This window comes from Streptomyces sp. NBC_01294 (assembly GCF_035917235.1).
In the GTDB taxonomy this organism is placed as follows: Bacteria; Actinomycetota; Actinomycetes; order Streptomycetales; family Streptomycetaceae; genus Streptomyces; species Streptomyces caledonius.
Genome location: NZ_CP108423.1, coordinates 483,509 through 497,436, shown reverse-complemented (window position 1 = coordinate 497,436; position 13,928 = coordinate 483,509). Strand labels below are relative to the sequence as shown.

Below are 13,928 nucleotides of genomic sequence, written 5' to 3'. Positions count from 1 at the left end.
GTGCATTCGCCCGTCCGGACCTGCTGTTCGCCTTGTCCGGAGCGGCCGTCCGCCCGTCGGTACCTGCCGGACGGTGGTCAGGCCCGCTCGGCGGCCCGGCGCAGGGTCAGTGCCGCGAGGGCCTCAGGGGCGCCGGACTGGCCGCGGATGCCGGGGAAGGCATTGACGTCCACGATCAGCGGAGTCCCGCCGCCGGTGTCGATGATGTCCACGCCGTACACGTCCAGCGCGAACACCGCGCCCACCTCGTGCACCAGGCCGGCCCATCCGGCGGGCAGTTCGTCCAGGGACAGCGGCAGGTCGGGGCCACGCCCTCCGGGCGAGAGTTCGGAGCGGCGCCGGGCCGCGAAGATCTGATCCCCGACGGCCCACAGTTTGTGGTCCCAGCCGTTGTTGGCCGCGTACTCCTGCACCACGACCGGCTCGCGCGGCCAGGCCCGCGCCAACTCCCGCAGCCCGGCGTCGTCGTCGGCGCGCGCGACAAGATCGCCCCGGCGGCTGCGCAGGCTCTTGACCACCACGGGGGCGCGCAGCCGCGTCCCGGACGCCCACGCCGCGAGGGAGCCGACCATGCGGGTGGCCGCGAATGGCAGCCCGGCCCGCAGGGCGAGCTCCGCCATCTCCGTCCGGTCCTGGCACAGCGCGGTGGCCGCCGCGGAGTTCAGCACGGCCGCGCCCCGCCCTTCCAGCGACCGTGCGAGCTCCAGGGCGTGTGGCGTCCGCGACTTCAGCAGGTACACATCGGCCGGGGGCAGGGTGGTGTCCCCGGGCGTGCGCGGATCGAGCGCCTCGACGGTGTGCTCCGGAGCCAGCAGCGCGGTGGCGGCCGCGAGCAGCGGATGCCCGGGTTCCGGGGTGATCAGTCCGACCCTCATACCGCTTCACCCGCTGCGGCCGGAACCTGCGCCGGAATCGACAGCGGCAGCGCGTACGGCCGCGGCGCGATCACCGGCGGCGGCGCCGAGCCGCCCGCCCGCGCCAGGTCCAGGACCGCGCGGGCCACCCGCCCCGCCGCGTCCGGCACCTGACGGAAGCTCGGGAAGTCGTTCACGTCGACCACGACGGGACCGTCCGGGCCCAGCAGCACGTCCACCCCGTACAGGTCCAGCCCGTACACGGCCCCCACCTGGGCGGCGATCGCCGCCACCTCGGACGACAGCGGCACGCGCCGCTCCCGCACCGAGGGGTCCGGGTGCAGCGGGGAGCAGCGCTCGGTCGCGAAGAGCTCGCCGCCGACCCCGTACACCTTGATGTCCGTGCCCGAGTTGGGCACGTACGGCTGGGCGATGAGCATGCCCTCGCCCGCGAGCTCGGGGAGCATCGACTCCAGCCGCTCCGGCGAGGACACCAGGTGCACGGCCCGGCCGGAACTGCCGTCGGCGGGCTTGACGACGAGCGGGTACTCCGCCGCCGGTATCTCCCGGAGCAGTTCGGGGCAGGCCACCGCGTACGTGGGCGGCAGCGGCAGTCCCCGGCCGCGCCCGATGGCGGCGGCCAGTGCCTTGTCCCGTACGCCCCGGATCGACCGGGCGTCGTTGACCGTGGTCATCCCGGCCGCCGCGGCGGCTTCGAGGAGCGTCAGCCCCGGGCCGCCGGAGACCGTTTTGAGCACCCAGGCGTCGTGCGCACCCGCGTCCACGGCCTCGGTCATGCGCAGCAGCGAGCCGCCCGGCCGCACCACGTCCACCCGGTGCCCCCACGCGGTCAGCTGCCCGATCACCTCGTTCGGCATGCCGTCGTGGCGGTAGTGCTCCTCCACCAGGAAGCAGAGCCTCATCGACCTTCCCCAAATTCCCCGGACGTCCGCCGATTCCGTCCGGCGAGTTGTGACGTCACAGGATGTCATGGACCGCAATGTGATGATCGGTCCGGCTGTGGGCTTCCTTGTTACGCTGCCCGCTTTGGATCTTCGGGGGAGGGATCGGGGCATGGGCGATCAGTGGACGGGGCTGCTGCACGGGCTGGCATCGAACGAGGCCGCACCGGCGGACGTGCTGCTGCGGCTGCTCGGCCACGAAGACGAGTGGCTGCGGCGAGCGGTTGCGAAGCGCGCGGTTCTGCCGCAAGAGGTGATCGAGGCCGTTCTGGTCCACCCGGACCGCCACGTCCGGATGGCCCTCGCCGAGAACGGCAGCGTCGACCCCGGCCAGCGCGCCCGGCTGGTCGACGACCCGGCCCCGTCGGTCCACCTCACCCTCGCGCACGGCCCCCTGGCCTACCGGCGGCGGGTGGCCCCGCTGCCCGACCGGGCGTACGAGCGGCTGCTGGCGCACCCCCGCGGCCTGGTGGGCCACGAACTGGTCGTGTGGGGCGCTCCACCCGCCCACATCCTGGCGGGTCTCGCGCACCACGGGCACCCGGCGTTCCGCAGTGCGGCCTGCCGGGTCTGGGACCGGCTCGCGGACGAGGCACGTGAGCGGCTCCTCCACGACGAGGACCCGGACGTCCGGCAGGCCGCCGCCCTGCAGGTCTGCCATGAGGACGAGGAGCGGACCACCTGGCTGGCCGGTCGACTGGGGGACGGATGGCCGGGGGTGTCCGAGGTTCTGGCGAGGGGCCGGCTCACCCGGGAACTCGCCGAACGCGTGGTCGCGGAGGGCGAACGGCTCGCGGCGATCGCCGGCAACCCCTCGCTCCCGTCCGACCTGGTGGCGCGGCTGGCCGTCGACCCCGACCCGCGGGTCCGGCTCCAGGTCTCCGCCCGCCCCGAACTGAGCGAGTCCCAGCGCGCCGCCATCGACTACACGGTCGGTGCCGAGGACCGGCTGTCCACCCTCGACTGGGTGTGGGAGCGCCGCGAGGACGCCGCGTTCCTGCGGCGGTGCGCCCAGTCCGCGCACACCTGGCTGCGGCGCAGCGCCGCGGTCTGCCCCGGCCTGCCGGCCGACGCCGTCGAACTGCTCGCGCGGGACGAGGACTTCGCCGTACGGCTGCTGCTCGCCGAGTTCCACCCGGAACCGCCGCCCGAGCTGCTCCTCGACCTCTACCTGAACGGCACCCACCGCGCCGTGGGCATGCTGGTCACCCGGCCGGGCTTCCCCGCCGCCGGGCTCGCCGCGCGCCTCGGCGACTCCCCGGACCCGAGGGGCCGGCGCCTGGCCCTGCGCGACCCCGGTCTGGAGCCGGAGCTCCTGGACCGGCTCAGCCGGGACCCGGAGACGCGCGCGGACGCCGGCCGGGACCCGCGGCTCCCCGTGGCCCGGATCCGCGCACTGCTCGCCGATCCCGACCGGGACGCGGCGGCGGCCGCAGCGGCCAACCCGGCGCTTCCCGCCGGGGACATGCGCCGCCTGCTCGACCGCGCCGGGGTGCCGGAAATCCCGGTGAATGATCGGACAATCGACTGCTAGGTTGATCACGTGCCGAAGCTGAATCAGATCATCGCAGTGGAAAAGGGCGTCAAGTCCAAGTCCCTCCAGGAGCTCACGCAGGCTCACCACGACGTCCAGAAGCCCGCCCTGCTGGCCGGCATCTCCCGGACCTACCAGCCCAAGGACGAGGAGGGCGAGCAGTTGCCGCCCGAGTCCACCCGGGTGCAGGTCAAGGCCGAGGACGTGCTGCGGGCGACGGCGGGGACCCTGACGCGGCTGTTCGACGTGACGGCGACCAAGGACTGGGCGAACCGCAGTGCGGCCGCCGACGTCGTCGTGGACGGGACGGTCCTGCTGGCGCAGGTGCCCGTGCCCTACCTGCTCTTCCTCGAGAAGCAGCTCACCGACATGAACACCTTCGTGCGGAAGCTGCCGGTGCTGGACGCCTCCGAGTCCTGGAACCTGGACCCGTCCACGGACTCCTGGAAGACGGACCCCGTGCGCACGATCCGCACCAAGAAGGTCCCGCGCAACCACGTCAAGGCCGAGGCCACCGAGAAGCACCCGGCGCAGGTCGAGGTCTACTACGAGGACGTCCCGGTCGGGTACTGGACGACCGTGAAGTTCTCCGGTGCGCTGCCGGCCCGCAGGGTGAACGAGCTGCTCGACCGCGTGGAGAAGCTCCAGCAGGCCGTCAAGTTCGCCCGCGAGGAGGCCAACAGCGCCGAGGTCACCGACCAGCGGGTCGGCGACGCGGTGTTCGGCTACCTGTTCAGGTAGCCCCGAAATCTCCCTCTGTATGTCTGCAGGGGGTGCGCGAGAGCGCAAGCTGAAACTGATGTTGAAGCTGAACTGGGGTGTCAGTTGGGGGTTCGAATCCCTCCCCCGGCATTGCGTGCCGGGGTGGCCCAAGCTGGTAGAGGCGGCCCCGTAAATCTCAGATTCTCGCTCCAGTCTCAGTATTCGCCGCCGAACACCGGATCGACCGAGCGTGGACGATCATCGATGGATGGGGGTTCAAGTCCCCTCTGTGCCTCTTCTCGTGGCGCGGTAGTTCAAAGGTAGAACACGTCGATCTCAGAATGATCCGCGACTCTTAAACGTGCCGGTGTGCGCAATTGGGTGGCACACAGGAGCCCGGGAGCTGGATATGCTCCCGGGCTCCGTCACGTTCCGGCTCGGGCTCGGAGGTCAGACCGGTACGGACACGAACGTCCTGCCCGCCTCGTTCTCGACCAGGATCGCCTTCACGTCCGCCTGGTCCACGGCCGCCGAACCGTCCAGCGACGCCCCCTTGGACTCACCGGTCTGGTTGCCCGTGACCCAGCCGCCGGCGGTGGTGCGCGTGCCGTCCTTGGAGACCACGACCAGCCGGCACCGCTCGCCCGGCGGCACTCCCGTGACCGCCGCGTTGACCCGCACCCACTTCGCGGCCGGCGTCATCCGCACGGTCATCCGCGCGCCCGTGCCCGGATCCGTCGCCGAGGCCACCTTGCTGTTCTTGGGCGGCAGCGAGGGGTCCGCCGTAGCCGTCGGGGACGGTGGCGGGGGCAGCGCGACGGGCCCCGAATCGGCGGTGCCCAGCTGCGTACCGGCGAAGAACACGGCCGCCAGCGAGGCAGCCACGGCCAGTCCCGCGAGCCCGGCGCGCCGACGCTGTTCACCGGCCCGCTCACCGCGCATCTGCCGCAGGGTGCGCTGGAGCAGCAGGTCACCTCCCTGCGGCGGGCCGTCGAGGAACGCCTCCTCGGGAACCTCGCCCAGTGCCGCTTCCATCTCGCGCAACGCGGCCACCTCCTCCCGGCACTGCACGCACCCGCTCACGTGTTCCTCGATCCGGCGGACCTCCTCGGCGTCCAGGACGCCGAGCACGTACGGGCCGAGCAGTTGCTCCTCGTGCCGCTGCCGGTTCATGCCACCACCTCACGCAGTCCGGCGGGCTGCTGGGGCGGCCTGCCCGATCGTTTGTCTTCTCTGAAGCTGCTGTCCTTGAAGCCGTCGCTCTTGAAAACGTCGCGCAGCGCCTTGAGCGCGTAGTGCGAGCGCGATTTGACCGTCCCTGCCGGAATGCCGAGGCTGTCGGCGGCCTCCGCGACGCTGAGCTGCCGGTAGTACAACTCCTTGAGGACGTCCCGGTGCTCCGGCGACAGCTGGTCGAGGGCGCCCAGGACCGTCATGCTGTCCACCACGGAGTCGGCGTGGTCCGCCTCCACCGGGGGAGCGGCGGCGGACCCGGAGACCTCCGGCGGCCGGGCGGCCTTGGCCCGGTAGCGGTCGGTGATGATGTTGCGGGCCACGGTGAGCAGCCAGCCGCGCACCGAACCCTTCCCGTTGACCAGGACTTCGGAATGCCGCCAGGCCCGGATGAGCGTCTCCTGGACGACGTCCTCGGCGGCGGCCCGGTCCCCGGTCAGCCGGGTGGCGTACGCGAGCAGGGCGTGGCCGTGCTCCTCGTACACCGATTTGATCAGTGCCTCGTCGGTCGAGCCCCGCCGAGCGCGGGGCCACAGTGGTCCGGCCATCTCACCCTCTCCGTCTTCCTCGCTTGCGTGGTGCGGTCGGAACACGTGAACAGGGGTGCTTCCGGTTCACGTGACCTGTGTCACTCAGTTCCGGCAGGCGCGGCCCTCGTTGAGGCAGCCGACCACCGCGGCCATCCGGCGCTCGGTCATCGCGTTCACGAACATCGCGTGGTCCGTCTTGGGGCTGTGCCGCTGCTCGGGGAAGGAGTCGATCGCCACGGGCACGCCCGCGGGGACCTCGTAGGCGAGGGAGACCCGCAGTTCGGGCACCGGGAAGGTGTTGGCGGGGCAGACGCCGTTCGCGGCGGGGAAGCGCAGGTGCGAGCGGTGCCCGGCGCCGGCGGTGTCGAGGCCGTTCCAGCAGCTGGGAAAGATCAGGGTGCGGGTCACGCGGTCGCCCTCGGGGCAGCGCGGATAGCGGGTGGTGGACCGGTCGGGGAAGCTGGAACATCCCCAGCGGGCGCGGACGTCGGCGTCGCTGTCCGCGGTGTGGGCGACGGCGTCGCCCGTCATCCCGCGCAGGAAGCGGGGCATCGCCACCACCTTGCTCACCGGACTGCCGCGGAACTCCACCAGGACCGAGGCCTCGGGCAGGATCGCGCCCGCGTTCCCATGCCCCGCCGCGCGCTCGTGCGGGCGCGTGCCCGGCCGGTCCAGGCGCCGCAGGACGGGCCAGTAGTACGTCGACCGGTCGCCGCCCGCACAGCTCGTGGCGGCCGCGTCCAGGGAGGCGTCGGTCGACATCGCGTCCGTGGAGAGGTTGCCCACGTACGCGTGCGTGTGGTGGGCGCCGGAGCGCAGGCCGGGCGAGACCACCAGATTGTCCTCGTTGTAGTGGCCCTGCTCGTTGCGGCCGCACTCGACCACCATCGAGCCGGGCGAGGAGTCGGCCCGCGCGGCGGGCGCGCGGGCGGGAGCCGGGACGCGCGGAACGTCACGTATGTCCACGTAGTCGGACGGCGCCGGACCGCCGGCCGCCGACCCCGTGTGAGGAGCGGTTGCCCGCGAAGCCCCCAGCACGGCGGCGGCCAGCCCGGCCCCCAGGACCAGGCAGATGACAAGAGTGAGCAGGCGGCGTTCTTTACCCATGGCGGTCACGGTTGCCGGTGGCGACGCCGTCGTCAACCTGGCATCCGCATGGCGGGCGCCGCCCCGCCGCCCACCTGCCGCGGAAGGGGCCCGGGTTGTCCGTGCGGGTGCTTGTCCGCCCGTGTGACGACCGCGCAGAGTGGGCCGTATGACATCACCCGTGACACCCGCCGTGACACCTGCCGAGCTCCTGCACGCATTCGCCCGCACCCGCGCCTCGCTCGACGGCGGCGAGGTCACCTTCTGGTGGACCGGCGACGTCCACTCCTGGGCCCCGGGCGAGCCCTACCAGCGCCTCTTCGGCTTCGAAGGGCTCAACGTCGCCCGCCTCGTGGCGGACGAGGAGACCGGCGGCTACCAGCTCCTCTCCAGGGAAGCCGCGTTCTACCTGGACCCCCGGACCCGGGACATCATGGAGACCTGGCAGGACAAGCCGGTGATCCACGTCTGGAACGACCCGGCCAACCAGAAACTGCGGCCCTTCCCGATCCCCGTGACGGATCTGGGCGACCAGATCTGTTTCAGCCTGGAGATCCCGCTGGCCTACCCCTCGCCCCTGCCGGTCGCGGAGTACCCGGCCCACTCGGCCGACGACACCTACCGCGCGCTGGAACTCTTCCAGTTCTTCGCACCCGCGACCGCGCTGACCACCGACGCGGTGAGCGTGCCCTCGACGATGTCCTGGACCCGGATGTCCCCGTGGCTGCCCTGGATGGAACAGGGCTCGCGCCCCGGCGGCCTCACCTTCCACTGCCGCGGCCGCAAGCTCGACACCTACGCGCAGGTCCCCGAGCGCACCCGCGCGTACATCGCCGACCGCCACCCCGAATTCGCCCACGCCCCGGAGAAGTGGAGCGAGCCGAACGAGACCAGCTGGACGTACTTCCGCAAGCTCTTCCCGCCGCGCTGAAGGGCGCCCGGCGGTGACGGACGCGGCGCCGCGCGGAAGCGGAACCGCCTGGTCACAGCCCCGCCGAGGGACCCCCCGGGGGAGCGGCGGGGGCGGACAAGGGTTTTCCCCGTATCGAGTTCATCCCCGTGTTGCCTACTGTCTGCCCACCGGCGATCTTCCCCAGGCCGAACGGCACACACGCCAACCCCACATGGCGTGAGGCCGCCACCGCCCGGGGAAGAGCCGGGACCGCCGTTGCCCTGCCCCACCGTCGAGGCCGGGTCAACGTGGCGCGCGGCGGCGGCCGGGGCGAGTTCGACCACCTCGCTCCCGGCCCCGTGGCCGCCGGAACCTCCCACACTGCACCGACCGGCCGCTCCGGCCTGCCCGGAAACGGCCCTCGAAGGGGAACACGTGCACGCTTCCAGACGTCGGCTCATATCCGTGGTGGCCATGTCCGTCACCCTGCTCGCCGGATCCGCCACCGCCTCCGTGGCCGTGGCCGTAGAGACCCCCGGCGCGGCCCCCGCCGCCACGATCGCCGCCACCGCGCCGGTCGAGAACCTCATCGTCGGGTACAAGTCCTCGGCGACCGAGGCCAGCTCGAACACGGCAGCCGCCGACGACGCCACCGCCAAGGGCAAGAAGGCCGGCAAGAAGGCGAAGTTCGACCGCCGCCTCGGCACCGGAGCGGCCCTGGTCAACCTCGGCGGGACCGTGGCCCCGGCCGACGCGGCCGACGTGATGGCCCAGTTCCGCGCCGACCCGGACGTCGCCTACGTCGAGCCGGACACCCGCGCCTACGCCCAGGCCGTCACCCCGAACGACACCGAGTACGCCAAGCAGTGGGACCTCTTCGAGCCCACCGCCGGCATGAACGTCCCCGCCGCCTGGGACAAGACCACCGGCTCCGGCGTCACCGTCGCCGTGATCGACACCGGCTACGTCGCGCACTCGGACCTCGCCGCGAACATCGTCGCGGGCTACGACTTCATCTCCAGCTCCGCCGACGCCCGCGACGGCAACGGGCGCGACAACAACCCCGCGGACCAGGGTGACTGGAACGCCACCGACGGCGAGTGCGGCCTCGGCTCCAAGGCGAGCACCTCCTCCTGGCACGGCACCCACGTGGCGGGCACCATCGCCGCGGCCACGAGCAACTCCAAGGGCATCGCCGGCATCGCCTACGGTGCGAAGGTCCAGCCCGTCCGCGTGCTCGGCAAGTGCGGCGGCGCCACCTCGGACATCGTCGACGCCATCACCTGGGCCTCCGGCGGCTCCGTGGCCGGTGTCCCGGCCAACGCCACCCCGGCCAAGGTCATCAACATGAGCCTCGGCGGCTCGGGCGCCTGCGGCACCAGCTACCAGAACGCCATCAACGCCGCCGTCGCCCGCGGTACGACCGTCGTCGTCGCCGCCGGCAACAGCAACGCGAACGCGGCGAGCTTCTCGCCCGCCAGCTGCAACAACGTGATCAACGTCGCCGCGAGCAACCGTGCGGGCGACCGCTCGTACTACTCCAACTACGGCACGGTCATCGACGTCGCCGCCCCGGGCGGTGAGACCCGCCGCGCCACGGACACGCCCGGCACCGTCACCACCCCCGAGAACGCGATCCTCTCCACCCTGAACGCGGGCACCACGACGCCCGGCGCCGAGAACTACAAGCCCTACCAGGGCACCAGCATGGCCGCCCCGCACGTCGCGGGTCTCGCCGCGCTGCTGAAGTCGGCGAACTCCGCGCTGACCCCGGCGCAGATCGAGTCGGCGATCAAGACGAACGCCCGCCCGCTGGCCGGCACCTGCACCGGCGGCTGCGGCACCGGTCTGGCCGACGCCGCCGCCACCGTGGCCGCCGTCACCTCGACCCCGCCCACCCCGGGGTTCGAGAACACCGCGGACGTCGCCATCGGTGACAACACCACCGTGGAGAGCCCGATCACCGTCACCGGCGTCACCGGCAACGCGCCGGCCGCCCTCAAGGTGGGTGTGAACATCGTGCACACCTACATCGGTGACCTGAAGGTCGACCTGATCGCCCCCGACGGCACCGTCTACACGGTGCACAACCGGGCCGGCGGCAGCACGGACAACATCAACCAGGTCTTCACCGTGAACGCCTCCTCCGAGGTCGCCAACGGCACCTGGAAGCTGCGGGTCAACGACAACGCCGGCGGCGACACCGGCAAGATCGACTCCTGGAACCTCGGCTTCTGAGCCGAATCCGCCCGGCCTGCGATCCCACCCGCCGACGCGGCGTGACGGATCGATAGTACGGACCAAATGAGCCCTCGGACCTGCTGGTACACCTCGTACCGGCAGGTCCGAAGGGTTTTCCCGGAACCGGACTGATTTCTGCGTCACAATCGGGGCCCGCCCGCCATCCGACCTCGTATTGTCGCCTCTCACAGGAAGGGCACAGGAGCTGGGGACCGAGAGGCTGGTGGCTGTGCGTGGTGGCGGCGACGGGGCACGCTGACACAAGCGTCGGACACGATGAACTGATCAAGGCGGTCGACCGCGCGCTGACCACGCACGGCCGGGCGCTGTTGACCGGACCCGCCGGCGCGGGCAAGACCGAGGTCGTCCGCGCCGTCGCGGCGGCGGCCGAAGCGCGCCGCGAGACCGTGCTGCGCCTCGCCCCCGAGGCCGCCGACCAGTGGATACCCGAGGCCTCGGCCGCCGCCCTGCTCGCCTCCGTCCCCCGCGCCGGACTGGAACAGCTCTCCGGCCCCCAGCGCACCGCCATCGCCCTCCTGCGCCGCGAGACCGACGCCCCCCGCGCCGGCCGCGACCACGTCGCGCTGCGCCTCGCCGTCGTCGAAGTGCTCCGTACGCTCGCCGCCGGCCACCCCGTCCTGCTCGTCCTCGACAACGCCCAGTGGCTCGACGCCGAGAGCACCGACCTGCTCCGCTTCGCGCTGCGCCTCACCCCGCCCGGCGTCCGGGTGCTCGTCGCCGAATGCGTCCAGGGCGGAGCCCCCGTGGGCGACCTCCTGTGCGGTCCCGATGTCCCCGCGATACGCGTGCCCCCGCTCGGCGCCGACGAAGTCGCCGAACTCCTCGTGTGCCACGGCCTCCCGGCCCGCCTCGCCGGCCGCATCCACCAGGCCAGCGGGGGCAACCCGCGCCTCGCCCTGGCCCTCGGCCACTCCCTCGCCGAGGCCGCCGAGGCCCGCGACTGCAGCGCCCATCACGCCGACCCCCTGCCCGTCTCCGGGCAGGCCCGCGAGGTGGCCCGCAGGCTCCTCGCCGGGGTCCCCGCGCAGGCCCGCCGCACGCTGCTGCTCGCGGCCCTGGCCGCCCGCCCCACCACCTCCGTCCTGCGCCGGGCCGGGCGCCCCGACGCCGAGGCCGAGCTGGCCGAGGCGGAACGGGCCGGGCTGGTCAGGGTGGGGGAGGACGGCGGCGTGGAGTTCACCGCCGGCGCCCTGCCCACCGCGCTCGCGGCCGACGCGGGCTGGCCCGAACGCGCCGCCGGACACGCGGCGTTGGCCGACGCCGTCGACGACCCCGTGCAGGCCGTACGCCACCGGGCGCTGGCCGTGGACACCCCCGACCAGTGGCTCGCGGCGGAGATCACCGAGGCCGCCGCGGTCTGCCGCCGCCGGGGCCAGCGCGCGCTCGCCGCCGAACTGGGCCTGCTCGCCGCCGAACGCACGCCGTCCTGGCTGGCCGGCGAGGAACTGGCCCGTCTCGTCACGGCCGCCGAGGACGCCGGCTGGGCCGGCCGCGCCGACCTCGCGCGGCGCGCCACCCGGGCCGTCCTGGCCCGCGACGCCTCGCCCGCCGACCGGGTACGGGCCCGGCTCGCCGTGATCGACGCCGCCGGGCAGGCCCTCGGCGCCCTCGACGAGACCTTCGCCTACGCCATGGACGACGCCGCCGGGGACCCCGCGCTCCAGGCCGCCGTCCAGCTGCGGATCGCCACGAAGCACAACCTCAGCGACGGCGACCCCGTCCGCTCCCGCGACGCCGCCGCCGCGGCCGGAGCCCTCGCGGCCCTCGGCGGCGACCAGACGGCCGAGGCCATGGCCCTGACCGTACGGGCCCGCATGGGCCGCATCCTCGGCGACGCCGGCGCCGAGGAGATCCTGGCCGAGGCACTGGCCCTGCCCGCCCCCGAGGTTCCGCTCGGCATGCGCAACGCACCGCAGTACCTCGCCGTCCGGCACGCACTCTTCGACGACCGCCTCGCCGACGCCCGCGGACAGCTGATGGTGCTGCTGCCGGCCGTGCAGCGCACCGGTTCCGCCGAGGACGTCTTCGAGGTGCTGCGCAGCCTCACTGAGGTGGAACTGCGCAGCGGCCGGTGCGAGGCCGCCTCCGCCCACGCCCGCAGGGCCCTGGAGCTGACGATCGGGGCAGGCCTGTCGCCCGGCCCCGCCTGGTACGTCGCCGCGATGGCCGAGGCCATGGGCGGCAGCTTCGCGCGCGCCGCCGGCTACGCCCGGCGAGGCATCCAGGCCTCGCAGGAGGAGCACGACCAGGTCTTCCTCTCCCGCAGCCTGCACGCGCTCGGCCTGGTCGAACTGGCCACGGGAGAGGCGGCGAAAGCGGTCGCCACGCTGCGCCGCGTCGCCGAACTGGAGGCCGCGCAGCAGGTGGTGGACCCCTCGATCCTGCGCTGGCACGGGGAGCTCGCCGAGGCCCTGATCGCCGCGGACGCGCCCGGCGAGGCCGCCGAGCTGCTCGCCTCCGTCCGTACGGTCGCCCTCGGGCTCGGCCGCACCGGCGTCGTCGCCGCCCTCGACCGGGCCTGGGGCCTGTGCCTGTCCGCACAGGGCGAGGCCGACCAGGCCGTCCGGCTGCTGGAGGCCACGGCGCAGCGCTTCGACGACCTGCTGCTGCCGCTGGAGCGCGGCCGTACGCTGCTCGCCCTCGCCCGGGTGGAGCGCCGCCGGCGCCGGCGCGCGCCGGCCCGGGCGGCGCTCGGGGCCGCGGCGGAGGTGTTCGAACGGGCCGGGGCCGTCCCCTGGACGGAACTCGCCAGGGAACCGGCTCCCGGTGAGGCGGGCGGTGTGCAGGTGTCGGCGGCCGCGGCCCTGACCGAGGCCGAGACCCGTCTCGCGCTGCTGGTCAGCCAGGGTGCCAGCAACCAGGAGGCCGCCGCGAAGCTGTTCCTCAGCGTCAAGACGGTGGAGGCGCGGCTGACCCGCATCTACCAGAAGCTCGACGTCCGCTCACGGGCCCAGCTGGCCACCGCCCTGCGCACCGGCTGACCGCCCGGCGCTCAGCAGCCGAGGTTGTTCCCGGGGGTCACCCCCAGCAGCTGTGTGAAGCTCTGGTACTTCGAGATCCGGCTCTGGACCTGGGCGGGGTTTCCGCCGTTGCACTCCAGGGAGCCGTTGATGGAGCGGATGGTCTCGCCGAAGCCCGCGCCGTTGACCATGGCGGCGTGGGCGGTCATCGTGCCCGGGCCGTTCTGCGTGTTCCAGTACCAGAGCGCCGTCTTCATGGCGACGGCCGGATCCTGCTCCACGAGGTACGGGTTGCCCAGGAGGTTGATGCCCAGCGCGTCACCGGCCGCCTTGTAGTTGAAGTTCCAGCTGAGCTGGATGGGCCCGCGGCCGTAGTACGCGGCCTGGCCCGCCGGACAGCCGTACGGCTGGCTCGCGTCGCAGTAGTGGGGGTAGTTGGCGGTGTTCTGCTCCACGATGTGCACGAGCCCGCCCGTCTCGTGCGAGACGTTCGCGAGGAAGGCCGCGGCCTCCCGGCGCTTCGTGGTGTCGTCGCCGGTCTTGGCGAAACCGGGGTACGCGGACAGCGCCGCGACCAGGCCGTTGTAGGTGTAGAAGGGGTTCCGGTTCGGGAACATCTGCTGGAACTGGGCCTCGGAGACCACGAATCCGGACGGGTTGCCCGGATCCGGGTCCTGGCCCCCGCCGCCGCAGGCGCCCTGGTCCGACCAGACGCCCCACTGACCGGTGGTGCCGGGCGTCTCGCCCTGGGTCCACCATTTCGCCTGCCAGTTGCGTCCGCCGTACGAGGCGCTCATCCCGTTCGTGTAGACGGCGGAGGAGGCCCAGGCGCCGGCGCAGGGGGCCGCGGCGGAGGCGGGGGAGGAGGGGAGGGCCATGACGAGGCCGAGGGTGGCGGCCGCGGCGGCGACCA

11 protein-coding genes are annotated in these 13,928 nt (G+C 73.2%); 5 read left to right on the top strand and 6 right to left on the bottom strand.

Annotated elements, in window-relative coordinates; all coding sequences use genetic code 11:
- Nucleotides 1–77: 77 nt before the first annotated feature.
- Complete coding sequence (locus tag OG534_RS02455) at nucleotides 78–875, bottom strand: ATP-grasp domain-containing protein (protein WP_326586408.1); 798 nt, start codon at nucleotides 873–875, stop codon at nucleotides 78–80.
- Nucleotides 872–1,777: an ATP-grasp domain-containing protein gene (locus OG534_RS02450; protein WP_326586407.1), complete on the bottom strand. Its 906-nt coding sequence runs from the start codon at nucleotides 1,775–1,777 to the stop codon at nucleotides 872–874. Before OG534_RS02450 ends, OG534_RS02455 begins: the two co-directional genes overlap by 4 nt.
- A 151-nt stretch (nucleotides 1,778–1,928) precedes the next feature.
- On the opposite strand from OG534_RS02450, the gene OG534_RS02445 reads away from it, so the two are divergent.
- Both OG534_RS02445 and OG534_RS02440 read left to right on the top strand, forming a co-directional pair.
- Nucleotides 1,929–3,350: a hypothetical protein gene (locus OG534_RS02445; RefSeq protein WP_326586406.1), complete on the top strand. Its 1,422-nt coding sequence runs from the start codon at nucleotides 1,929–1,931 to the stop codon at nucleotides 3,348–3,350.
- A 9-nt stretch (nucleotides 3,351–3,359) separates the two neighbouring features.
- On the top strand, nucleotides 3,360–4,091 hold the full coding sequence (locus OG534_RS02440; RefSeq protein WP_326586405.1) for a DUF7873 family protein: 732 nt from the start codon (nucleotides 3,360–3,362) through the stop codon (nucleotides 4,089–4,091).
- A 411-nt stretch (nucleotides 4,092–4,502) separates the two neighbouring features.
- Here the strand turns inward: OG534_RS02440 and OG534_RS02435 are convergent, their stop codons facing one another.
- The 3 genes from OG534_RS02435 to OG534_RS02425 all read right to left on the bottom strand — a co-directional run bounded on the left by OG534_RS02435 (nucleotide 4,503) and on the right by OG534_RS02425 (nucleotide 6,922).
- On the bottom strand, nucleotides 4,503–5,225 hold the full coding sequence (locus OG534_RS02435) for an anti-sigma factor (RefSeq protein ID WP_326586404.1): 723 nt from the start codon (nucleotides 5,223–5,225) through the stop codon (nucleotides 4,503–4,505).
- Nucleotides 5,222–5,833, bottom strand: coding sequence for a sigma-70 family RNA polymerase sigma factor (locus tag OG534_RS02430; protein WP_326586403.1), 612 nt, complete (start codon nucleotides 5,831–5,833; stop codon nucleotides 5,222–5,224). The genes OG534_RS02435 and OG534_RS02430 overlap by 4 nt, the downstream gene beginning before the upstream one ends.
- A gap of 84 nt (nucleotides 5,834–5,917) precedes the next feature.
- The gene (locus OG534_RS02425) at nucleotides 5,918–6,922 is read right to left on the bottom strand and encodes a DUF1996 domain-containing protein (protein ID WP_326586402.1); all 1,005 of its coding nucleotides are present in this window, start codon (nucleotides 6,920–6,922) and stop codon (nucleotides 5,918–5,920) included.
- Between the two features lie 148 nt (nucleotides 6,923–7,070).
- Between OG534_RS02425 and OG534_RS02420 the strand changes: the two genes are divergently transcribed.
- The 3 genes from OG534_RS02420 (at nucleotide 7,071) to OG534_RS02410 (ending at nucleotide 13,036) form a co-directional block, all read left to right on the top strand.
- A complete protein-coding gene (locus tag OG534_RS02420; RefSeq protein ID WP_326586401.1) occupies nucleotides 7,071–7,832 on the top strand; it encodes a DUF1838 family protein in 762 nt (253 codons plus the stop codon).
- 435 nt (nucleotides 7,833–8,267) lie between these two features.
- Nucleotides 8,268–10,031 carry a S8 family peptidase gene (locus tag OG534_RS02415; protein WP_326593426.1) on the top strand — a complete coding sequence of 588 codons (1,764 nt, stop codon included), beginning with the start codon at nucleotides 8,268–8,270 and terminating at the stop codon, nucleotides 10,029–10,031.
- Nucleotides 10,032–10,267: 236 nt separating this feature from the next.
- Complete coding sequence (locus OG534_RS02410; RefSeq protein ID WP_326586400.1) at nucleotides 10,268–13,036, top strand: helix-turn-helix transcriptional regulator; 2,769 nt, start codon at nucleotides 10,268–10,270, stop codon at nucleotides 13,034–13,036.
- An 11-nt stretch (nucleotides 13,037–13,047) separates the two neighbouring features.
- Here the strand turns inward: OG534_RS02410 and OG534_RS02405 are convergent, their stop codons facing one another.
- Entirely contained in the window at nucleotides 13,048–13,893 is an 846-nt protein-coding gene (locus OG534_RS02405) for a glycoside hydrolase family 19 protein (protein ID WP_326593425.1), read from the bottom strand.
- Nucleotides 13,894–13,928 lie beyond the last annotated feature (35 nt).